Genomic DNA, 23,612 nt, shown 5'->3' with positions numbered 1-23,612 from the left:
TGAACACCGACAAGCTCTCCGACTTGCTGACTGAGCCGCTATCAACCTTTCACTGATGGCAAAGCCCATTTGTTCAGCGTACGAATCAGATTGGCTTTGACAACGGGTTTGGCGATGTAATCGTCCATGCCGGCCTCGAGGAACTTGGCCTGGTCTCCCGGCATCGCGTTGGCGGTGAGTGCGACTATAGGCTTGTCTTTGAACCGGGATTCTCCGCGTATTAATCTGGCCGCTTGGAGACCATCCATTTCGGGCATAAAAATGTCCATCAGGATGAGGTCGTAATCCATGGTTTTAGCTAGCTCTAGGGCCTCAAGACCATTCCCGGCAACATCCACCACGTACCCGGTTCCTTCGAGCATGGCGCGAAACACGATTTGGTTGGCCAGTGAATCTTCAGCGAGCAGCACTCGAATAGGGGGGTGACCCATTTCCGCAGGTGTCGCTACGGAATCCGATGACTCTTCTGGCAGCTGGGTTTCTTTTGCCCGAATCTCAAGCGGTAACTCGAATTCGAACTGCGCACCCGATCCCGGACGTGCATGGGCACGGATGCTACCCCCCATCTTTTCAATCAGCCTTCTGCAAATGGCCAGTCCCAGTCCAGTACCTTCGTGTTTTCGAGCGGCGGTTGAATCGAGCTGTGAGAACGGCAGAAAAAGCTTGTCTGCCTGAGCATCGTCGAAACCGACCCCTGTGTCGGTTACCACAAAGCGAAATAACTGCCGACCATTGTCAGATCCAGCTTGGTGAACTGCCAGGGTGATGGAGCCTTTGTCCGTGAATTTAATGCCATTGGAGAGCAAGTTCAGCAAAATCTGCTGTAGGCGGCCGGCATCCCCATTGACGATGACGCTCACGTCTTCTCCGATGTCTTCGATCAACTCAAGACGTTTCTGTAAGGCCTTGGCATTGGAGAGCTTTAGTGTTTTACGGACCACTTCCGCCAGATTGAAATCTCCGAACTCCAGTTCCAGCCGGTTGGCTTCCATCTTCGATAGATCCAGTAACTCGTTGAGAAGGGTCAGGAGATGCTCTGCAGACTCATGGGTTGTGTTGATGTACTGCTGGTCCTTGGGAGTGAGCCTACCGCTGACCTTGATCAGGTTCAGCAGGCCGAGAATGGCGTTCATCGGGGTTCGAAGTTCGTGACTGACGGTGGCGAGGAATGCCGTTTTGGCTTCGTTAGCACTTTCGGCTCGACGCTTCTCAGCGGCAAGTTCGAACTCTTTGGTTTTGAGCTCTGAGATGTCCGAATAAGAGATGACTGTGCCGCCAGAGGGCACTCGGGATTCTTGGGTACGCAACCATCGCCCGGAGGCGAGCTGTAACTCGATACATTCGTCGCTGGGGTTTTGATGATGATCGAGCCGGCTCGACAAAAATGCCTCCTGCCCTTCTTCCGTGTCGTTGTCCAGAGAATAAACGCCGTTCTTAAGGGATTCTCTGATCAGATCCGGGAATGAAATACCCATAGGAATGGTCATCGACCCGGTTTCGAAAAAATCGCGGTATTTGTGATTGCAGCGAACGAGCTTGTCGTCGGCATCAAATACGGCAAAGCCGTCGGGCAGTGATTCGATGGCGTCTTTGAACTGGGCATTGCTTCGCTCAAGTTCCATGCGGGCGTGATCGACGGCGCGGGTATACCGGTAAGGCAGTCTCAGCAACATGTAAACGAGAGAAGCGATCACCGTCGTCAGTGTTACCGCCAGCAGCTGTTGGCGGAGGGGAATGTCGCTGAGTCCCGGCGCCGGCGGTATATCAATGGCCACCTGCCAGCTTCCGGCTGGCAGCGCCACTTCCGCCGTTAAATGCGGGCCATCGAAAACGGAATCAGGGCCATAGAAAACGTCACCCTCGGCCCCCAGGCCGTTGCGCCCCCTTATGGCCAGAACAGAGCGCTCGGTTTCACTAGAAAAACCCGACACCTCCAGAAGAACGTGAAGGTCTACAAGCACTGTGGCGAATCCCCAGAACTTTTCTGAGTTTTCTGCTGACGTTGCGCCGGGCTCACGGACAAAAACAGGGTGGCGACCAATCAATGCCGTACCACCCTGAATGAGATCCAGCGGTCCCGCGACCCAGAGTCTCCGAGCTTCGATTGCGGCTTTTGCGGCCTTGCGCCGCTCTGGATCCGCCATCAGGTCGTGCCCCAACGCCTTCTGATTCGATTCTTCCGGCCAAAGGTAAGTGACCACAGCCTCCGGGGCCAACTGTAGGCTACGAATGCCCGTGAGGCTGACGCCAAGATCCTGAGCAAACGATTGGAACGATTCGCGATCAATGGAATGGATACCGGCCCGAACAAAACCAGCCAGCCCGTGAGTCAGATGGAGCCTGGCGTTCAATTCCGTTTCCAGGCGCCCGCGCAGATTGAATAAGGTTTCGGCCTTGGATGCCTGTATCTGCAGGTGTTTACTTTCCAGCTCACTTAGAAAGCGATCCTGCATTAAGAACATGACCAGGAGGAAAACCGTACCAGTTATCGCCAAGGAGACAAACCGGTCGGATAGCACCCGGCCTAGCCGCAGCAGAGAGCTGCCGACGGAATCCCTGCCAGGACGGTAAGAGGCTCCTGGCTGACTCATGAGCTTGTGGTTCGCATCGACGCATTTACTCCGGGTGATGATAGTGGGCGCCACTTGTCGCTTTATGCTGGCTCAGTTTAAAGGTATCTGAGGCCATATCGAGCAAACTCATCGCTAATTTTCGAGAAAAACGGATTTGCGCAAGTTCGATTTCCGCCAGGGATAGTAAATTGGCATCTTCGGAGCCCCGATAATGCAGTTCAGCAGGACTGAAGGCGCCGGTCTCAAGCCGCTGATATTCAACGCTCCACGGAAGCCCTTCTTTCGCCAACTGGTCTGCGATTGGCGCACTCTGCGGCCGTCCGAACAGGCGGAGGCGGCCCGCAACCACATGCCAAAGCAATTTCGGGGTGTGTTGTCTGGCAAGAACCCGATCGGAGGATTGCGGGAAAAAGCGGCAAAGCACCGATAGCGGAATCAAGGCAAGTGCGATGAATCTCTCGACCATCCTCCCGAAGAAACCTTGCCCCAGATCGAACTGACTGGATGCGAGAAAGAAACTGTCCTGAACATCAAGGGTAGCACCGATATCGACTCTGATGACGCGTTGTTTGACAACGATGGCGTTCTCAAGCCGCATGCCATGCCCGATATATGTGTGGTCGAGAATCACGGAGTTTTTGATTGAAGCCCCACGTGCAATGACACACCCGTTGCCGATCGCGTTATTTCCGCTCAGTTCAACGCCCGCTTCGAGCTGACAGGAGTCACCAACCAGCGTGCGTCCATCACGCAGGCTAACCGCGTGCGCCTTGGACAGAGCGCCTACCTGTAAACCGCGCGAGCCGGCTTCTCCGGACTGCCCCGCAGAAACATTGGCTGTCGCAGTAGCAATGCGGTGATACTCGCGCAGGGAGCCGAGTTCGCTGAAATCATCGTCAGTCTTTGCGCCTGACATTGGCGCATCGGAAGCCGCTGACCAGCACAGGGCATTGATCGAGTTGGACCGGACGTTCCATAGCTCGAACCGGGTGGTTTTCGCGTTGGAAAGCGTGCAGTATGGCGCACAGTTTTCTTCGGGCGCACTTAGTTCCTTGCGCCATACATCCCCTCTTAAAGCTGCAAAAGGTTCGGCCAGGTTTCTGCCTAGCCGGGCGCGTACCCGGTCCGGCGTATCAGCGGTGCTTGCGACGAGGTAATAAAGTTGCAAGCTCCATCGGGCGCCGTCCTCAAAATAGCTACGGATATGGGTGTCCCCGGTCGGCACAACCAGAAAAACCTCCGTGATGCCCGCACCCTGTAATTGAACCAGTGTATGCTCGAGCACTGGTATTCCCCCGACCGGCAGCATGGCCGGGCAGTAAAGCTCGTTTACCGGCGCCAGTTCTTCCCCGGTCCGGTCAGCAAATACCAGGGCCTGATGCACCGATTTCTGTTCGACGGACGTTGCCATTAGCTTGCACCTCGACCCGCCAATAGCGCGGGAACTGTTTTTACCATGATTTTAAAGTCACCCCAGAAGGACCGGTTCTTTCGGTAGGCTACATCCAGTGCCGCCTGTTCCTGGAAACTCAGATTATTGCGACCCGCGACCACCCATTCCGAAGTGAGACCAGGTTTCAAATCCAGTCTGTAGCGCTGTTCCAGCTCATACTTTGTAAGCTCTGAATAGAGTGCGGGACGGGGCCCAACAATCGACATTTGCCCGATCAGGACGTTTGCAAGCTGAGGCAGTTCATCAATGGAGTACTTCCGGATAAAGCGACCGACCCGGGTGATTCTTGGATCCTCTTTGATCTTAAACGTTACGCCGTCGCTGACTTCGTTTTGCTGTTCCAGCTCCGCCCTGAGGGCTTCGGCATTGACCACCATGGAGCGGAACTTCCACATCCGGAACGGTCGGGCCCGGCATCCTGCTCGAACCTGACCGAAGAATACCGGGCCGGGTGAGTCCAGCTTTATCGCTATCGCCACAATGAGTAAAAGCGGTGAGGCAACAATCAGTGCGCCGGTGGCCAGGATGATGTCTGTGGTTCGCTTGGCACCATCCAGTCCGATCGGGCGTAGATGATGGCGCAGCCGCTGGTAGGAAGCCCGCAGTGACAGATACATGCGTTTGGAGCGCGTAGTGATGGATTCCGGAAGGGCGCGAACCAGTCTCTGCGTACCTAACTCGTACCTCAGTCTCAGTGTATAGAGGGGATTGCCCAGCAGGTAACGACGCCACATTCGTCCCGGTTCCTGCCGCAGCCGCCATACCCATTCCAGGCCCCGCTGGCGCATCCAGAGAGGGGCGCGCGGAATTCGACCCGAGTAATAATCGAATAACCCGCCGACCGCCAGGTTGAGCGAGGTCTTCAACTGAGGCTGGACTCGGTTGAGCCAAAGCTCCTGCACCGGGACGCCCATGCCCACCAGCAGAATGTCAGCGTTGCTGCGATTGATGCCCGCAATCACCTCGGGCTCTTCCTCCTCGGAAAAATAGCCGTCCTGAGTGCCTGCAACCTTCAACCCGGGATACTCCGCCCGCGCCCAATCCGCAACCTGCGCTGCAATGCCAGGTTTTGCCCCGAGGAAAAACACGCTGCGGCCCATTCTTGCGGCCAACGCACAAAGCTGCGGAAACAGGTCGGTTCCATTGAGATTGTGCTGAAGCTGTTCACCCTTGCGCTGGCAGCCCATGGCAACGCCGCTGCCGTCAGGGAATACCAGGTCAGCCTGCTCCAGTGCCTGCCGGTAGTTAATGTTGCGGTAGCTGACATTCAGGCAATGACTGTTGACGAAAAACAGGTTGACGCTCCGGTTTCCGTTCATGGCTGACTCAAGCTGCTGCAAGGCCTCTTCCAGAGAAATGTTGGCAAAGGAAACGCCCAACAGTGAACTTTTGCCCGAGGTCTCGAGGACGGAAGCGGAAGGCCTGGTTCGAATATCGGATGACAAAGACATGGATTGTCCTTTTTGCTGCGTTTTACTCCTGGAAACACTATTCGTGCCAGTTTGCCCAAGCCGCAAACCAGCTACTTCCGCGGTACTGATTGATCGGCAAGCGCGGCCGTGACCAAATGCATTGCAAAATGCAACGCATTTGGCTGACCGGAATTCAAAATCAGGAACCGGCCACGTCCTTTTGGATGCGTCGCTGCTGCAATTTGCCGATAAATTCGGAAGCGGTCTTTTCGGTTCGTTGATAGAGCCAGGGTACGGACCAGAGTAAATAGGCGGCAGCGAACGTGGTGATGGTCCGCATAGCCTCTTCCCGGAGGGGGCGCAGGCTACTGCCGAAGGATTTGTTGACGAAGCCAGTAGCCGCTTTGCCATCGCCGAGGCGGATGGCCTGACGGGCCAGATAGCGAAGTTGGTAAGATTTGGCCCGCGGGTAATGCTCGGTCACGAAATCGGGCGCATAGTTCGCGGTTTCTACAGCCAATTGTTCCCACGACGCCAGCTGTTTATGAAGGTTGGCCGATAAGCCACCCGCGTTGAGTCGGTAAAAAGTGAGTGGTTCCGGGATTCCTTCCATTTGCCAGTCGGTTGTCAGGACGATCCGTAGCCAGCATTCGATATCTTCTGACTGGCGCAGATCTGAATTGAAATAGCGCACTTCAGGACTGCCCTGGAAGGCTGCCTCGTACCCGATCTGTTCAAACACTTCCCGGCGGATCACTGGCGCAGAACCGTTACCCACCGGGTTCCGGCAAAACAGGTGACTGGCCGTGATGTCTTTGAGTTTGGGCATCTGGAAAAAAGAGGTTGGTTGACCATCGGCCGACACAAATGCCGAACGACTGAAAGAGACCCCGACACGGGGTTGGTTTTCCAGGTGGCGAACGTGCAACTCCAGTTTATCCGCACGCCAGAAGTCGTCGGAATCCAGAAACGCCAGGTAGTCGCCCTGGGCCTCTCTTATGCCGGAATTGCGAGCACCGGCCAGGCCGCGGTTCACGGTGTGTTGAATGATGTTGATTCTGGGGTCACTGAATGACCGGCAAATCTCGATACTGTGGTCCGGGGAACAGTCGTCCACGATGATCAGCTCGAAATCTGTGAAGGTCTGTTCCAGGACGGACGTGATCGCCTGGCCGACGAAGTCGGCAACGTTGTACACGGGCATGATGACGCTGACTTTGGGCATGGTGATGGCTCCTATTGCATCGAAAGACACGGGCTAAGGCTTGGCCGTAGCCGGTGGTGTCAGCCTCGCGGATTGGCGATCGCGTAGGCGTAAATGTTCATGTGTTGTCGGGTAATTGCCGACCATGAGAAGTCGCGCTGGAGCTTCTCGAGACCGGACTCACCCATGCTTTGGCGCAGCTCGGAATCGTTGAGCAGGCGAGCCACGCTTCCGCCAAGTTCCGAGGCATCTGCAGGGCACAAGAGTCCGTCGATTTCATGACTAATCACCGAATGGAGTACCGGAATGTCGAGGGCAACGACGGGCTTTTTGTAGTGCCAGGCTTCAAGGTAAACGACCCCCAGCGATTCTGCGGTGGAGGGCACACACAGCAGATCGCATGCGGCCAGCGCGGCATTTTTGTCGGCCTGACTGATGTCTTCCAGGACTGTGATGCGCGGGTCGGAGTAACGCTGAAAATGGCGCCTGGATGCATCGGTCTGGGGGCCGATAAACAACAGCTGGGCATCCGGGCGTTCGCGCCAGATGGTTGAGGCGGCCTGCAGCAGCCGGAGATACCCTTTGGGTTCGTCGTGGCGACCGAGGAAGAGCACCGTAGGGCCTTCCGTCAGTCGATGGGCCTCAAGGAAGGTTTGCCGGGGGGTTGGCTGAGTGACCATGGGCCCCATCGGGCAGACGAAGGTGCGTTGCGGGTCGGCGCCCTGTTGCTCAAGCCAGCTTTTCTCATGTCGTGTCAGAGCAATGATCGCATCCGCCTGGCGGTAAAGGTTTCGGAAGCGCCTTGAAGACCACCCCTGGCCCTCAGGCAGGTCGGTATTTGCCAGAGGCGACCAGATAAAGGGAATCTTGCGGCGTCGCGCGGCGGCCAGTGCAGCCTCGGCCATGCAGGTCAGGCCGTTGTAGATACTGTGGATGAGCTGGGCGTCGGCCGCACAGTGATGTATGGCCTGGGTACTGAAAGGGCGTAAAAGCCGATCAAAGACCGGGCGAACGAAGCGATTTTTTGCGTGCTGAGCCGCCAGCAGGTTTAGAGCCTGCCGTCTTGCGCCGGTGGGACAGGCCTGGTGAATCTGGTAATCGCCATCGGACTTGGAAAACCCCGTCTTGCTGGCCAGTGCGACTTCTGTCGGCAAGTCGTCGGTCGAGCTATGGCAGACCACGTTGATTCCCATTCCCGCATCAGACAGGCATTGGGCAAGATGCCGCGAGTGCATTTCAGAGCCGCCTCTCGCCGGCCAGTATCTTGGAACCACCAGGGTGGAACGTAGTGCAGTGGTCATGAGCAAGCCTCCTCAACGGGGGTGGTACGGGCCGCCGGGCGAGCGCCATGGGCAAGTCCAATGAATATCAGGGCGGGCCAGATCAGATAGGCGAGGATTTCCAGGTTTTCGCCGAACGTGTAGAGAAAAAGAAGCAACACACAGAAGAAACCGGTGAGCTCGACAATGCCGCCCCGCAGTGCCTTCAGGCCCAGGGTCAGCAGTGAGAAAATAAGGGGAAGGGCGAGCGCCAGAAAACCCACCATACCCTTGACGAATAACAGCCCGTACCAGCTGTGATGGCTGCCGATTGGCATGTACTCAACCAGATGTGGGCCGCGCTCCACCACGCCATGCCCCCATACCGGCGCCTCGGTTCGCCAACGGTGCAAGGCAATGCGGGCAAGGGCTTCCCGCACCCTTGTGGAATCTGCGCGGGCCGCCTTGATGGATTCATAGCCGGTCTCGAGCCCTTCCAGAATCCACGCGCCGGCGTAGGCGAAGATCAGGCTGGCGACCATACAGGCAAAGGCCAGGATCGGACCCCGAAGGTAGACAAGGCAGAACCGCACCCCGATCACGAACAGCAGCGCCAGCAGTGCCAGGCGGGATTGGGACATCAGAATCATCAGCACACTGGCCGATATTCCGATAATTCGCCAAGACCGTTCCCGTTCGATAAGAGCAAGCAGGAAAAAAATGTTGGCGACGAATCCCAGGGCCGGAGCCCAAGGGGTAAACAGACGCCAGCGTGGCAGACCGGACTGAGGATCGAGTTCATACAGAGAGACGGCAAAAAACTCTGGACCTGGCCCGCCAACCGCCTTCAAGGGTGAGACGTACGCGGTTTCCGGAAGTCTCAGCAGCCATGCGCCAATAAAAACGGGCAGCAATAACAGCGTGTGTAGGCACACGCGCATGGCGGCCCGCGCAATCAGCTCGGGTCGGATTTGAAGACTGGAACCTGCGAGGATAAACAGGGCCAGCAGCGCCCAGCCTTTGGCCCATCCAATGGAAGACTTGATGAGCTGTCCGGTTCCCAGGTTGTTTTGCAGGTGCCCGACCACAACTGCCACCAGCATCATGAGCATGCCGATAATCCAGAGCCAGACTGGCAACGGAATGACAATTCTGTTTTCCACGCGCAGCACCCGGGCAGCGAGCACACCGGCCAGCAACCACCCGATGACGGGGCCAACCACGTAGAGACCGCCAACGGCATAGAAAGCGTAGGTCCAGCTCAGACCCACCCAGACTATGCGCTCTTCAGGATTTTCTGGAGCCATGGCTTTCTGATCCATAGGAGTGACAGCCCCATGATCAGCGATAAGGTCGCGCCAGCGCCGCCAATGAGGGCGAGCTTATGGGTCAGACGGTCCGGCTGATCGGGGAGTGTGGGTGGCGCCAGCATCTGCACCAGAGGGTAAGACGAATACCGGTCAGCATTGCCGATATCCTGCTTGGCCAATGCGGTTGAGAATACAGCGGTCGCCACTTGCTGTTTACGACTCAGGTTTTCCAGGGCGACAGAGTCCTCGGCCGATTCTTCAATGCGTTGCTGAAGCTTTTCAATAAATTGCGCTTCGGTCTGAATCCGCTTGGCAAGACCGTTTCGCTCCGCGATCAAAGACAGCAGTTCTAAAAGGACCTTGTCCTGAGCGGTGTGATTGCCCAGCTCGATGAGTTCGGCTGTGGTGTATGCCGTGGACTTGGTGACCTGGCGACCGCGGCGGGTAAGCTCCCCGTTGACGGTGTCGTGTGCGGCATGGAGCTGCTTGAGTTGTGGATGGTCGTCGCCCCAGATGCCGTCGATGCTCGACATCTGGGTGTGGACTTCGGCGTGGCGTTGGAGTTGCTGCTGGAAGGCTTCGTCGCTGCGAAGGGCAATCGCCGCCCTGAGCGTTTCATCGGTCAGGTTCAGGCCCTGTTGCATGGTGGCGATCTGGAACAGCAGCGCTTCGTAATCGGACTGAAGCTCCTGATTGCGATAGCGGCTGTCTTCAAGGCGGGTGATCAACCCCGAGAACTGTTCAAAGGAGACAATGTCCGACTCAATCTGGAACTCCAGTTTGCTTTGCTGGGCTTGTTCGAGCTTCTCGTTGAAGTCTGAGATCATGGCAAGACCGGAGTCGGTCAGGTGTCGCGTTTCGTCATCCCGAAGCTGATCAAGCTGAGTTTGCAAAGCCTCGTACAGGGCATAGGACTTTTTCTGAGCGAGTTGTGGGTTCGGGGCCTTCAGCTGAAATTCCATCAGCGAGGTCTGGTCCACGAGCTTAATTCTTGGGGCGCCGAACTTGGCAACGCTCATGCCAAGTTTGCTTGCCGCCAGCGCCAGAACAGGCTTGCTGGTGGCGATTCCTTTGTAACTGGCTACCGGATCAACCGAACTGTTGGTGAACGGGGAAGCAACACTGGCACTGGCCTGACCGATGCTTTCGAGGCTGACCGCGAGGCCATTGCCAGTGCCCGGCAGAATCAGGGTCCATTCGCTGACATAGGTTGCCGGCTTAAATGTGACGAGCAATACAATCGGCACCCAGATGACCGCGAGACAGGCGAGCAAGATGCCGATATACAGTGCCCGGCGTTTGCCAGGCTGCAGGTGGCTGCCGTAAACGACGACCCGGAACAGGAAGCCTTTTTTCGGCGATTCCACCTGCTGTACCGGTGCGTTCATCGGAAGAACACTCCTATTGGGGCCAGCACATCGCTGATTGCCCGACCAATATCCCGGATGTTGCTGATCTCGGAGTCGTAACAGACAACGCTGTCATTGGGCATCAAGTAGGGATTGATCGACCGACTGCCCGGATTGCTGAGTACCTGCTCAATCCGGCGCTCCACCGTAATCGGCCGACGGGTCACCGGATCGGTGGTGACCAGCACGGCGTAGCGGTCACTGTTGGTGAGCGCAGCACCGCCGGCACAGTTGCCGGACACCACAGCGGTATGCAGTTGAGCGCCGTAGGGCAGGCTGGTGGAATGGAGTTCGACGGCTGACGAGGCATTGTGAAAGGCCGGCACGGTGAGGTTTGAGATGAACACTCGAATCCCCGGTGGGGTAATGGCGCTCGGTCGAATGATGCGGGCGTCCGGCACACCCAGGCTGGTGACCCGGATCTGGTCGCCCTGGATCAAGGCCACGTCTTGTACCTGATGGCCGGCTACGGTGCCACTGAGGTCATAGGTATGAACGACCCCGTGCCGAATCAGTTCAACCCGCTGAATGTCTGCGTCCGGACGAACGCCCCCGGCGGACTGTAAGGCGGTGCTGAGCAATCGGTTCAGTGATGCACTGCCTCCGCGGAGCTTTAGTTGGTCACCGGATAAACTGGCGTCTCGGGGACTGAGCGAGACGGTCCCGGGTGTGAAGACGGCTCCGGCGACAGACACCTGGATCGGTGCCCATTCCTGAATGGAAAGATTCAGGCGCGCCATGCCCGGTTTGAAATAGCCGCCAGCTTCGAGGGCCTGGTTGATCATCACCTCAGCCTCTGACACTGGAACCCCGGCGACAGCCACCGGTTTGATGTAAGGCAGCTTTAACTGACCATCAAACCCGACTTCGTAAATCCCGGCGAGCGCCGTGTCTGAGGAGTCGAACACGCCTTTGAAAAACGCTTTCGGTGGCAAATCAATACGGACGCGATCTCCGGGTGATAACGGCGGGGTTCCCGGGAGCCCTGTGGTCTTGGGGCGTGATTCGTCGGGGCTCTGCACGTCGACAGACGAACCGTTGCCAGAGGCATGATCGTAGCCAACAAACGCATCCCGCGGCCCCACGTAAGTGGCCTGTCCCATCTCACTGCCTTTTGTGAGATGCATCCAGTGACCGCCCTCAAGCGACCGTTCGTCCCGGCTGCTGCTCAGGTCGGGAGACGCGCAACCGGCAGCTACGGCGAGTGCAACGAGAGAGGAACTGAGTGGCTTGAGTAACATGTTGGAAGCTCCGAATCGCAATCTGGGAAGACCTGAATCCCCGTAGGCGGTTGGCCATGGGTTACCGACGTTATCTGGTCAGTATCAAATGCCGTGCCATTATTGGAGTCGACGTAAAGGTATGAAAATAAATGGTTTAATTCTTGAACGTTGGATTTTTCGCAAAATGCAAACCAGTTTGAAACTCGGTCAATGCGCGATTTCGCGTTTTGCGATTGGATAATTGGGGGGGAGGGCCGGGCTGAACTTTCATGGTCCAGCCCGGAGTTGGATGCTAAGACACCTGTTGCTGAGGCAAAGCCGCTGGCTCCGGGGACACAGGAGCAAGGCGATAGCAGAAAACCAACAGAACGAGGGCGGCCAAGGTGTAGGTGATCAGGGTGGCCAGCGCCAACAGGAACAGGCTGTGGTAGACGCTCACGACGACCGCAACGGTCAATGCCACGGTAAGCCAGAAATGATTCTTCAGATCGACCTGAGGTAAATCCAGGGCTCTGAGATACTGGCTGTTGGCCTCGAAAAGCGTTTTCGGAAACGCCGTCAAACAGAGGATCACAATCAGAGGGATACTGCCGGCCTCCTCCCAGGAACTGCCAAACACCAGGGGAACATACAGGGGGGCTGTTGCTGCCTGTAACACTACCACCCCCCCGACGGTCATGATGATCAACTTGACACCGCTTCGGTACTTCTGCGCACGTTCAGAGGGCGATTGATCGTGATCTGCGTTGCACAGATGCGGCAGGAAAGCGCTATTGATCGCGTTGGCAAAAGTGGTGGCGATCCCCAGGCCGGCATTAAATGCGAAGTAATAGAGGCCAAGCGCTTCAATGCCGAGAACGTATCCGACCAGCAGATAGTCGAGGTTTTGCCGGATAACGCTAAGACCATCAATCACCATCAGGTTCAGACTGTATTTCAGGATGTCTATCCTGGATGCTTGGGGTTTGCTGCGGTCAAATCTCCACGTGTTGTGAGCGCGGTGGAAATAAACCCAGATAAATGGTGCAAGGAGTTTTGGGATGACAAGCGCCCAGATTCCGGCACCACTGGCAATCAGCACCAGCACGCTGACGGTCTCGAAGGTCGTCTGGCCGACTTCGATTTTCGCCACCAGGTGCATTTTGCCCTCCCGGACATTCAGTGCGGCTGGCACCATCGCCATGGGTAATATCAAATGACACAGGCCCAGAAGACTGATAGGTAGCCATAGCTCGGCCGCGCCATAGATCGTGGCGACGACATACCCTACCGCGCATTGCACTAACGCGAGGGTAAATCCCAGAAGCCAGTTCATGCCGAAGGTGGTTCGGCAAAGAGAGGGCAGTTCCTTAGGTGGCGCTTGTATCAGCTTGACCTGGGTGCAGCGCTGAATGAACAGCGAAATGATCTCGTGTGTCGTGAATATCAGAGCAATCTGGCCATAATCCAGCTGTGTGAACGTCCGCGCCACAACGACCGTGACAGCGAGCCGAAGCACGCGGCTTGCGAGCATGCTCAAGGTCAGCCAGCCTATGTTGCGCAAAAAACGGTTGGCGGTGAAGGAGCGCCACAGTCTCAGTGGCGCTGATGATATGCTCATGGCCAATCTCCGGCTGAAAGGGTCAGGCAGCCAGATCCCGCAGGGCGGCATCTAGATCGGCATAGATCTCAAACATTTCGTGGAGCCGTGTCAGCTCCAGTAACGCACGGACGCTGGGGGCAGGCCCTGCAAGCACGATGCTGCCGGAGATGGGCTGGGTCTTTTTATACGCCGAAACCATCACTGCCAGTCCGCTGGAGTCCATGAACAGGACGTCTTCAAGGTTCAGGATTAAATGATGGGCCCCTGACTTGATTCTGTTCTCCAGCTGCTTTCGGACTTCGCTGCTGTTTGCCATTACCAGCATCTCCGGGAGATCGAATATTTCGTATTGGGTTGAGCTTTGAGTGGACATGACCGTTTTCTCCAGTGGTTACGTCTGATTGGTCGTCAAACGCTTGCTTAAAGTCACTCGGACAGTGTCGCGGTGACATGTGGCGTGGGCGCGATCCATCCAGGCCTGCATAATGGGCCAGCCTCGACCAGATCCCGCGTTCAAAGGTGTTTCTGTTTGTGAGGGCGGCTGGAATTCCGTTCCCCGGTAGCGGAAGGCGATGACTACGGCGTTACGCTCGCCGAAGTTCGCTAACCGAAATCGTGTGGTAAACCAAGACCCGCCCGAGTGTTCGACGATGTTGTTCAACGCCTCGCGGCAGCACGTCATGATCTGGAAAACCTCATGGGCGTCGTGGATTGCTGAGTCCAGCGCTCCCTCAATCGCCTCCATGACTAACTCAATCGCTGCCGTGGTGACCGGATAGGTCATGATGAGCGTTCTCATAGCTGGGCCTCGGCGCATTCGCTCTCGGATACAGCCGGGCGGGTGGTGGAGGAACCAGATCTGCGTATCACCATCACTGAGACGTCGTCCTCCAACTCCTGACCCTCGAGGAAGTTATTTAACGTTGCCGTAAGCTGTTGCTGTTGTGCTTCGATAGGCAGGTAAGCAATGCGGTCTAGCAGCATTGAAAGATGGTTCGTGGTGAGTGGCTGTCCAGAATCTGTCTGGTGCGCGAAGATTCCGTCTGAGGTGATCACCAGGCTTTCCCTGGCCCCCAGGTGGAAGCAAACGTCATCATAGGTTGCGTGTTCGAACATTCCGATGGCGAATCCATTGGTGCCCAACGGGCGGGGTGAGGGATTCTCCGGAGATGTGATGAACGGATTGGGGTGCCCGGCCTGGCAGAAGGTTCCGTGACCTGTCTCCGTGTTGAGGATCCCATAGATCATGGTCAGGTAGTCGGTTCCGCCGACCTCAGCCAGCAAGCGCTCATTGAGTGCGGCTGCCACACGGCTCGGAACGCGCGAGACTATGCTGCCCGGTTGCTTGGAGGCGTTGGTTAAAAGCTGTGTGGCGTAAAAGGACAGCATGGCCGATTTAATGCCATGGCCAGACACGTCGATAAGATAGAACGCAATGGTGTTTTCTGACACAGGAACGATGTTGTAGGCGTCGCCGGCAACGCCACTTGCGCCGCGAAAATAGTGAAGAACGCTTATGCTGCCCGGCAAGGAGGATGGGTCTGGCAAGAGAGCCCTTTGCAGTGTTTCGGCAGCCGCCAGATCGTCGCGGATTTGCGTCAGTGCATTCTGTTTTTCGGCCAATGCCTTTTTGAGTTCCCGATTGTTCTGGCACAACGATTCCCGGAGATCTGTCACCCGGCGGCCGGCGGCCAGGCGGACCCTGAGTTCCTCTACAGCGAAGGGCTTGGCGATGAAATCATCCGCGCCGGCATCCATGGCGGCGACCAGATCGTTTACGGTGCGTTGGCCCGTCAGCAAAATGAAATAGGGCGCAAGTTCTGAGGACGTCTTGATGCGTCGGCAAAGCTCGATGCCGTCCACAGCGGGCATTCGCCAGTCGCTGATGACGATGTTCACAGGCTGACCACTGTCTTCCAGGTGGGCCAGTGCCTCCAATCCGTCCGAAGCTTCAGACACTTGATAACCCAGCTTCGCCAGCACTGCACTCAGCCGCATCCTCTCTGGTGCGCTGTCTTCAACGATCAGCGCCCGGCAGCTGTGCTGGGAAGCCTGAGCTGGATTAGCGTTTGCCGACATAAGTTTTTTCCTTTCAAAGTGGCCAATGTGAGCCTTGAACCCGGAACTACTGAACGTGTTCGCAAATACGGTGCCAGCTGCGCAAGAACCAGCGATGTTCAACACTTAGCGCAGGCAAGAGCTGTTAGATCGCAAAGTGCGTTGCATTTTGCAAAACAGATTGAGTCTGAGGACCGTTTTCGCGAACGTGCAGTGCTGGTAACCAGCCGGTACGTCGCCGATCAACCTTTATTGGTGTGAAAAATGCTTGGGTAAACCTGTGTGAAGTTTTTCATTGGTTGAAGCCACGAACCACTCAAAAGGAGATACGGGAGATGACATGTTCCTTGCGGGTAATATTTTTACTGTCGGCAATACTGGTCTCGGTGCCCGGCGTGGCGAGCGCGCAGCAGTCTGCGCCCAAGGTGTATACCTTCGGCGTTGTTCCGCAGCAGGCCAGCGAGAAACTGGCGCGGCAGTGGCTGCCTTTGATGGCTTACCTGACGGAAAAGACCGGCTCCACCGTAAGGTTTGCGACCGCCCCCAATATCCCGGAATTCGAGCGCCGGCTGGCAGATGGTGTCTATGACTTCGCGTACATGAACCCGTATCACTTTACTGTGTTCAGCGAAGATCCCGGATATTCAGCGGTGGCTCGCCAGAGTAACCACGTCATTCGCGGAATCATCGTCGTGTCATCGGATCTCAAAATCGGCGCCGTGGAGGAGTTGGCAGGTCAATCAGTGGCATTTCCGGCGCCCAATGCCTTCGCCGCCACGCTGATTACCCGCGCCCACCTTGATGAAGCTGCGCCGGGCTATCAGGCTGAGTTCGTGAAATCACACGATTCGGTCTACCGCTCTGTGGCTAAGGGGCTGTTCGCAGCCGGTGGCGGGATTGTCAGAACCCTGAACGAAGTAGAACCCGAGATTCGCGAGCAACTGGAAGTGCTCTGGTTATCGCCGGGATACACCGGGCACGCGATCGCAGCTCATCCGCGGGTCACGCCACAAACTAAAGCCTTGGTGGAACAGGCATTGAGTCAAATGCATGAATCTGAACGCGGGCGCTCAATACTGGAAGAGCTGGATATGAAGGGATTTCAGGCCGCTGCCAATACAGACTGGGACGACGTTCGCGACCTGGGGATTAACGCGCAGTGACTCCGTCGTCCTTGTGTGTGTCGGCTGCGGGCTAAGGGGAGGAGCTTGTTATGTCGTTTCGCTGGAAAACGATTCTGGGCATCGCATTCATTGAAGTGGTGTTCCTGTCTTTGCTGATCTGGCAAGCACTCAGCTTTCTGGAAACCTCGGCGGAAAAAGCGGTACTCAAGCGCGCCAACGATACCGTTCAGCTCGCCAGTTCGGTTCTGTTGGACGCTCTGATCTCCTACGACCTGGCCTCCCTGAAAGAACAGGTTGAACAAATTGGCTCGCTGGAGGGGGTCCATTACGCGCAGCTTCAGGGTTATGAGCGCATTCTGGTTTCGGTGGGCGCTCAGCCCGAGACCTTGTCTGCTCAGGATTACGACGTGGGCAGTGTTGACGATGGAATCTTCGATGTCCGCAGTGATCTGGCAGTCGGGGACCAGGTTCTCGGTACCTTGTATCTGGGCTTTTCGATCGAGGAACTGAAAAGTCTGGCTGCTCAGGCGAATGTCCGACTGTATACCATTGCGGGACTGGAGCTCGTGCTGGTGGCCCTCTGTTCTCTGGTGTTGGCCAATTTTCTGACCAAACGCATTCTCGATTTGAGGGATGCCAGTCAAAAACTCCAGGCGGGCGCGCTGGGTGAGTCTATACCAGTCACTGGCAATGATGAGTTGGCCGAGACGATGGAAGCGTTCAACTCCATGTCCCGAATCTTGAAGGAACGTGAACGAGCGTTGGAGCAAAGTAACGCTGCACTCCAGATTGCGAACAGCCGGCTACAGGAGCGTGAAACTGAGATCAAATCGCTGTTCAGAGCTGCTCCCGATGGCTTCGCCATGCTGGATAGCCGCTGGCGTGTTGTTTTGGCGAATAAGGCGATGGAAACCATGACGGAGCTGTCTGAAGCGGATCTCAGTGACCGGCAGTTGGTTGAGGTGCTCAGCAGTCTGGACGTGGAGAATGCGGAGCGGTTCCAGGCGGATCGCATGACCCTGGGCAGCAGAATCGACTTCAGCCTGAGGTGCCAGTCAGGTCGCAGGGTCTATGCCCAGGCGTCGGTCGTGCCGTTTGCGGCCGGTGACAAGGATATGTTTGTCCTGACCCTGCGGGACCGCACGCAGGAGCAGGAGTTGGAGCGTTCGGTGAGAATCAGCGAGCGCCTGAAGGCCAATTTGTTCGACTGCAGTCTGGACGCTTTAATCACGATTAATAAAGAGGGGCATGTCACGGATTTCAGTCAGTCTGCTGAGGTGCTCTTTGGCTGGAAGCGCGAGGAACTGATCGGCCAGCCCATGGCGCAGTATTTGATTCCCGAAGACCTCCGCTCTGCCCACAACAAGGGCATGGCACATTTTCTTGCCACGGGCGAGGGACCGCTGATTGGCAAACGGGTTGAAACGATGGCTCTGAGGCGCACCGGCGAAACCTTCCCTGTGGAATTGGCGCTGACCGCCATAGAGGTGGATGATGAAATATTTGTGAATGCTGCCTTGCGCGACATCAGCGAACGCAAAGTCTGGGAGCGGCAACTGTTGAATTCCAAGGCAGAAGCCGAGCAGGCGTCTCAAGCGAAATCCCGATTCCTGTCCTATATGAGTCATGAAATACGTTCACCACTCAACGCCGTTCTGGGCTCTCTGTCGCTTTTGGAAGAGCGGGTGCAGCTGAATGACCACGGCAGCCGCTATCTCGCTCTGGCGCAACGCTCCGGAGATGCCCTTCTTGCCGTGGTCAATGAAATCCTGGACTTCTCAAAAATCGAGGCAGGGTACATTTCGTTTAATCGACGGGATTTTGATGTTCGGCAGTTGTTAAATGACGTACAGGAAGGGATCCGTGCCCAGCACAGCAATCCTGACGTCGATCTGGGCTGCACAATCGATGAGTCTCTTCCCGAGTTGATAAAAGCGGACCCGAATCATCTCCGCCAGATCCTCACCATTCTTCTGGATAATGCGTGCAAATTTACCCACGAGGGTCGGGTTTGGGTTGAAGTCACCTGTGCGGCTCAGGTGGACGGGGAAACTGACGAGTGGGCTTGCATCGAGGTCAGTGATACCGGGGCCGGAATACCTGAGGACCTGGTTGATACGATTTTTTCCGAGTTCGAGCAGGTCGATGCGATGCGGGATTCCGGTTATGGTGGATCTGGCCTGGGCCTCGCCATTGCTCGAAAGTTACTGGATGGCATGGGTGGATCGATCGCCGTAAAAAGTAAAGTCGGGGTGGGCACCACATTCACCGTGAAGTTTCCGTTTGGCAAGGCGGATGAGACGGCGGAGCCCGATCAAGCCCACTACAATCAAGTCCCGGTCGATGATCCGCAATGTGATGTTGAAGACGAAGCGTCTCATCCTGCTCCGGGCAAACGGGTGTTGCTGGTCGATGATGTTGAAGCAAATCTTCTGATTGGTTCGGAAATGCTGCAGGGTAGAGGATACTCTGTCGATACAGCCAAAGATGGAATCGAGGCCTGTGAGCGGGCAGCGGAGCGACAATATGCAGTGATTCTGATGGACATGCGCATGCCTCGACTTAATGGCCTGGAGGCGAGTGCCCGAATACAACAATCGGGGGGCTTGAATGCGAGTACGCCGATTATCGCCCTGACGGCGAATGCCGAAACATCTGAAATTGACCGCTGCCTCAAAGGAGGGATGTGTGACTTTATCAGCAAACCCTTCAAAATCGATCGATTGGTCAATGCGATCGAGCAATGTGCAACAGAAACCAGGGGTACGACAATGGAACCGAGTAAACCGCAGGCCAGCCAGCCTGAGATCATGTCCATGGAGGTACTTGATCAACTGGCTGCCGACACGTCACCCGAAACAATACCGATGATGATTTCGGTATTTATAAATGAAGTGAAAAAAAGGCTTCAACACATTGAAAATGCGTCAGTAAAAAATGACGAAGATGAGATTAGAGAGCAGGCCCATGCGCTGAAGAGCTGTGCCGGGACGTTCGGCGGCCTGCATCTGCAATCCATTGCGAAACAAGTTGAGGATGCGGCCATCGGGCATGCCGCCGGTTCTGATCAGGCCTTGCTGGAGTTGTTGCAGACAGTGGCGGAGCAAACCCTGATGAAATACTCTCAGTACTATGAGCAGCTTCAGCAGACTCCTGAACAGTCCCTGTAACGTCCGGAAAGGAAGAATGAATGCCGAATGACTCACGGCCCCGGGTTTTGCTCGTTGAGGACAGCCCCTCAAATGCCCTCGTATACCGCAGTTATCTGGAACAGGACTACGAGGTCGAGGTAGTCCACACGGGGCATGACGCTCTCCAGAGTCTTTCCGCGACCAGCTTCAATGCTTTGGTCACTGATGTCCGCTTGCCCGACATGAGTGGGCTGGACATTCTCGATCGCATGCAGAAAGAGCAACCAGCACTTCCGGTTGTTGTGATCACCGGCCATGGCTCGGTGGATATGGTTGTCGACGCCATGCAGCGCGGGGCAAGTGATTTCATCTCCAAGCCTTTCGACAAGGCGCGCCTGTGCGTCACTCTGGCGAACATTCTCAAAGAACAGAAACTGAAAGCCGTTGTCGAAGAGTACGAGAAAACGTTCGTCAGAGAACAGTTCCACAAGATGATCGGCGCCTCCCTGCCGATGCAGAATGTTTATCGAATCATTGAGAGTGCCAGCAAGAGTCGGGCTTCGGTTTTCATTACCGGCGAGAGCGGCACCGGGAAAGAGTTGTGCTCGGAAGCTTTGCACGCAGAAAGCAACCGTTCAGATAAGCCGTTTGTTGCCATTAATTGTGCCGCGATTCCCCGCGAACTCATTGAAAGCGAGATTTTCGGGCATGTGAAAGGCGCATTCACCGGCGCGTCGGCTGCGCGCGAGGGGGCAGCATTGAGAGCTTCTGGCGGGACGCTGTTCCTCGACGAAATCGGCGAAATGCCGCTTGATCTGCAGAGCAAACTGCTGCGTTTGATTCAGTCCGGCACGTTTCAGCCCGTGGGTAGCAGCAAAGAACTCAAAGTCGATGTGCGCTTTATCTGCGCGACCAATCGGGACCCGCTCCTGGAGGTACAGGAAGGCAGATTTCGTGAAGACCTCTACTACAGGCTTCATGTCATACCCATTCATATGCCGGCACTGCGAGAGCGGGGCAATGACATCATGCTCATAGCTCATTCACTGCTGCTGCAATACGCGAAAGATGAGCACAAGGCGTTTGAATCATTCAGCCCGGACGTTGAGCAATTTTTCATGCAACACTCCTGGCCGGGTAATGTGCGTGAGTTAAGTAACGTGATCCGGAATGTTGTGGTGCTCCATGATGGGAAGATCGTTGAAATGTCCATGCTGCCTGACCTTCGCGCAGCCAGCGCTGGGCTTCCCCGCCAGCCGGGTAGCGAGATCCCGGGGGTATCAAAAGAACTGCCGCCCAGCCAGCAACAGCCGAGCGGCCCTAAGACTGGTGATAACACCCGGTCTGAGCTGAAGGCCATAATTCCGCTGTGGCTTGAGGAAAAACGTATTATCGAATCCGCCATCGAGAAATGTGGCGGCAATGTGCCGAAGGCGGCGGCTTTTCTGGAAATCAGTCCATCGACGATTTATCGCAAAAAGCAACAGTGGGAAAAAATGGACTCATTGCGAGCGTCAGTTTGAGTTGCATTTTGCAAGAACTCAGAGAATTCGGCTCGGACAGCCACTAACTCACTGAAAAATAATTCAAAAAAAATCTGGCATGTAATCTGCTGACTCGGAAGAAGCCATGTGCATTGAGGAAGCAGACCATGCTTTACCCAGCCAGTACAGCCCAGATTCCCGAGTCGACCTGCAAGCAAGAGCCATACAGGTTACTCGTCGTAGACGACGATCACTTCATGCGAACGGCTTACCGGCTGGCCCTAGAGAAAGCAGGATTCGGCGTCACTGAGGCATCGGATGGCTATACTGCCCTGAGTTGGCTTGAAACCCATAGATTCGACGCAATTCTGCTGGATGCCCGTATGCCGGGGCTTGATGGATTCAGCACTTGCCGGCAAATGCGTGACTTTCTGGGCGAAGATTCGACCCCCATTATTATCGCTACCGGTCAGGAAGACGATGAATCCATCGACGCCGCCTTCGCATCGGGCGCTACAGACTTCGCTCCGAAGCCCCTGAACTGGCGAATCCTTGCTCAGCGGCTCTTCTCTCTAATTCGCGCCAGTACTGCCAACAAGCACCTGGTCAGCCGCAGTTTTCAGATCTCCTCGCTACTTCGTAGCTCCTCCGAAGCAATACTGGTTCTGGATCGCGAGTGCGTCATAAGAGGCGCTCATCAAATGGAACGTCTGCCATTGGTGGTTGCAGAAACCCTGACCGAAGACCGATGTTTCTTCGAGTGCATTCCGAAATCCTGCGTTCCTTCTGCGATGCGGGCCTGGCAATCGGCACTCACGGAACAGCAGATACACAAGTTCCTCCTGGAGTTCGGGGCGCAAAAAGGCTCTCACACCCTTGAGGGACGATTTATCGGAGGCATGGAAAGTGAGCTACTTTGCCTCTTGCAAGATCATAGCGAGGCTTTTCTGACTCAGAGACACATGTTGCAACTCACATTCAGGGACCCTGAAACGGGAGTCTCCAATGCAAAGCATCTCTTGTCCGAACTCAGTTTGCGTTTAAGAAACGGCAAGCGACTTAACCGACACACGGTACTGATCCGACTTGCCGGCTCAGACCTTCGCCTGGTGGAACCCAGAGCGGGACGTCAGGGAATAGAAACGCTGGCGCGGATGATCGTCGAGCGGATTGACACAGAAGTCGACACATTCGTTACCGCATCGGAGGTCGGCGAGCTGGATGAGCCTCCGTTGATTGCGCGAATATCCGAGTCTGACTTTGTCGTTGTGCTCTCTGGATTGAGCTCTGTAGGCTTTGCGACAGATTTTGCCGATATCCTGGTTCGGCGCCTGAGCAACTGCTATGAAATTAGTGGGTTCACCTGCAAACTAGAGTGGATCGCTGGCGTCGCTGACAGTCGTGAAGGGGCTGCTTCTGCTGAAGAGTTCATCGGCGCCACCGCCTGTGCCATTCACTCACCAAATTTGGAAAACGAGGGCAAGCGCGTTCGTCGTTACTGCCAAAAACTAAAGCAACAAATCTACCGGGGCCTAGAAATTGAACGTCTGCTTCACCGGGATATCGCGGATGGGGCCCTGGAAATGCATTATCAGCCAAAGTTCGACCTCGCTGGTTTGTCACTTGTGGGCGTTGAAGCGCTGATACGCTGGAACAGTGACGAGCTGGGGCCGATCCCTCCCTCGCAGTTTATTCCCATGGCTGAGCAGACAGGCCTCATTGTTCCGCTAAGCCATCTGGTGCTGGACAAAGTGTTTGATCAAATGGTGGAGTGGCGAGAGGCCGGATATCCAGAGGTGCCCATCTCTCTCAACATTTCGGGTATTCATTTAAACACGCGCTCTATCGTCGATGAATTTCGCGCGGGCATGGTCCAGAGGAATATCGACCCTCACCTGGTCGAGCTTGAAGTGACCGAAAGCATCATGGTCGACAAAGGCAGTAAGGCGCTCAGAAACTTGAATGAGCTACGGCAAATGGGCGTCAGGGTAGCCATCGACGATTTTGGAACCGGTTACTCTTCGTTCAGCTATCTTCGTAAACTTCCGATCGATTGCCTGAAGATTGATCGCAGTTTTATCCAGTCCATTCACAGGGATCCGACGGCACAGGCCATCGCCAGGGCCGTCATTACCGTTGGGCACGATATAGGCCTGCACCTGGTCGTTGAAGGTGTCGAGACGGCAGATCAGCTTGCCTGCCTGAAAGAACTGGGGTGCGATTCAGTTCAAGGCTTCTTCACGGGGCGGCCGACTAGCAGTGAAAACTTTGCGCCATATTTCCGCGGTGCTCAGCTCGCATCTTGAGTTGCGCGGGCTTGACCCGATCCTCGGGCTATCTGACAGGAACAGTTCCTCAACTGACTGTAATTTGGTAAGGTTCGACCGTAC

16 protein-coding genes are annotated in these 23,612 nt (G+C 55.9%); 4 read left to right on the top strand and 12 right to left on the bottom strand.

Annotated features, from left to right (window positions below; all coding sequences use genetic code 11):
* Window positions 1-41: 41 nt before the first annotated feature.
* The 12 genes from LPB19_RS12350 to LPB19_RS12295 form a co-directional block, all read right to left on the bottom strand.
* On the bottom strand, window positions 42-2,453 hold the full coding sequence (locus LPB19_RS12350) for an ATP-binding protein (protein WP_206643204.1): 2,412 nt from the start codon (window positions 2,451-2,453) through the stop codon (window positions 42-44).
* 163 nt (window positions 2,454-2,616) lie between these two features.
* Window positions 2,617-3,984 carry a nucleotidyltransferase family protein gene (locus tag LPB19_RS12345; protein ID WP_206643203.1) on the bottom strand — a complete coding sequence of 456 codons (1,368 nt, stop codon included), beginning with the start codon at window positions 3,982-3,984 and terminating at the stop codon, window positions 2,617-2,619.
* Window positions 3,984-5,477: a WecB/TagA/CpsF family glycosyltransferase gene (locus LPB19_RS12340; RefSeq protein WP_206643202.1), complete on the bottom strand. Its 1,494-nt coding sequence runs from the start codon at window positions 5,475-5,477 to the stop codon at window positions 3,984-3,986. The genes LPB19_RS12345 and LPB19_RS12340 overlap by 1 nt, the downstream gene beginning before the upstream one ends.
* A gap of 160 nt (window positions 5,478-5,637) precedes the next feature.
* Window positions 5,638-6,663, bottom strand: a complete 1,026-nt coding sequence (locus LPB19_RS12335) for a glycosyltransferase family 2 protein (RefSeq protein ID WP_206643201.1) — start codon at window positions 6,661-6,663, stop codon at window positions 5,638-5,640.
* 59 nt (window positions 6,664-6,722) lie between these two features.
* Window positions 6,723-7,943 (bottom strand): glycosyltransferase family 4 protein, encoded by a 1,221-nt coding sequence (locus tag LPB19_RS12330; protein WP_206643200.1) that lies wholly within the window; start codon window positions 7,941-7,943, stop codon window positions 6,723-6,725.
* On the bottom strand, window positions 7,940-9,208 hold the full coding sequence (locus LPB19_RS12325; RefSeq protein WP_228289110.1) for an O-antigen ligase family protein: 1,269 nt from the start codon (window positions 9,206-9,208) through the stop codon (window positions 7,940-7,942). The genes LPB19_RS12330 and LPB19_RS12325 overlap by 4 nt, the downstream gene beginning before the upstream one ends.
* On the bottom strand, window positions 9,178-10,599 hold the full coding sequence (locus tag LPB19_RS12320) for a GumC family protein (RefSeq protein WP_206643198.1): 1,422 nt from the start codon (window positions 10,597-10,599) through the stop codon (window positions 9,178-9,180). The genes LPB19_RS12325 and LPB19_RS12320 overlap by 31 nt, the downstream gene beginning before the upstream one ends.
* A complete protein-coding gene (locus tag LPB19_RS12315) occupies window positions 10,596-11,861 on the bottom strand; it encodes a polysaccharide biosynthesis/export family protein (protein ID WP_206643197.1) in 1,266 nt (421 codons plus the stop codon). Before LPB19_RS12315 ends, LPB19_RS12320 begins: the two co-directional genes overlap by 4 nt.
* A 274-nt stretch (window positions 11,862-12,135) precedes the next feature.
* Window positions 12,136-13,443 carry an oligosaccharide flippase family protein gene (locus tag LPB19_RS12310; RefSeq protein WP_206643196.1) on the bottom strand — a complete coding sequence of 436 codons (1,308 nt, stop codon included), beginning with the start codon at window positions 13,441-13,443 and terminating at the stop codon, window positions 12,136-12,138.
* 22 nt (window positions 13,444-13,465) lie between these two features.
* Window positions 13,466-13,741: an STAS domain-containing protein gene (locus tag LPB19_RS12305; RefSeq protein WP_206643195.1), complete on the bottom strand. Its 276-nt coding sequence runs from the start codon at window positions 13,739-13,741 to the stop codon at window positions 13,466-13,468.
* 75 nt (window positions 13,742-13,816) lie between these two features.
* A complete protein-coding gene (locus LPB19_RS12300; protein WP_206643194.1) occupies window positions 13,817-14,224 on the bottom strand; it encodes an ATP-binding protein in 408 nt (135 codons plus the stop codon).
* Window positions 14,221-15,504: a PP2C family protein-serine/threonine phosphatase gene (locus LPB19_RS12295; RefSeq protein ID WP_206643193.1), complete on the bottom strand. Its 1,284-nt coding sequence runs from the start codon at window positions 15,502-15,504 to the stop codon at window positions 14,221-14,223. Before LPB19_RS12295 ends, LPB19_RS12300 begins: the two co-directional genes overlap by 4 nt.
* Window positions 15,505-15,818: 314 nt before the next feature.
* On the opposite strand from LPB19_RS12295, the gene LPB19_RS12290 reads away from it, so the two are divergent.
* The 4 genes from LPB19_RS12290 to LPB19_RS12275 all read left to right on the top strand — a co-directional run bounded on the left by LPB19_RS12290 (window position 15,819) and on the right by LPB19_RS12275 (window position 23,528).
* Window positions 15,819-16,646, top strand: a complete 828-nt coding sequence (locus tag LPB19_RS12290) for a phosphate/phosphite/phosphonate ABC transporter substrate-binding protein (RefSeq protein ID WP_206643192.1) — start codon at window positions 15,819-15,821, stop codon at window positions 16,644-16,646.
* A 50-nt stretch (window positions 16,647-16,696) separates the two neighbouring features.
* Complete coding sequence (locus LPB19_RS12285; RefSeq protein ID WP_206643191.1) at window positions 16,697-19,777, top strand: PAS domain S-box protein; 3,081 nt, start codon at window positions 16,697-16,699, stop codon at window positions 19,775-19,777.
* 20 nt (window positions 19,778-19,797) lie between these two features.
* A complete protein-coding gene (locus tag LPB19_RS12280) occupies window positions 19,798-21,261 on the top strand; it encodes a sigma-54-dependent transcriptional regulator (protein WP_206643190.1) in 1,464 nt (487 codons plus the stop codon).
* Window positions 21,262-21,389: 128 nt separating this feature from the next.
* Window positions 21,390-23,528 (top strand): EAL domain-containing response regulator, encoded by a 2,139-nt coding sequence (locus LPB19_RS12275; protein ID WP_206643189.1) that lies wholly within the window; start codon window positions 21,390-21,392, stop codon window positions 23,526-23,528.
* Window positions 23,529-23,612 lie beyond the last annotated feature (84 nt).

The organism is Marinobacter salinisoli (assembly GCF_017301335.1).
Classification (GTDB): Bacteria; Pseudomonadota; Gammaproteobacteria; order Pseudomonadales; family Oleiphilaceae; genus Marinobacter; species Marinobacter salinisoli.
This window is presented reverse-complemented; position numbering and strand designations above follow the sequence as displayed.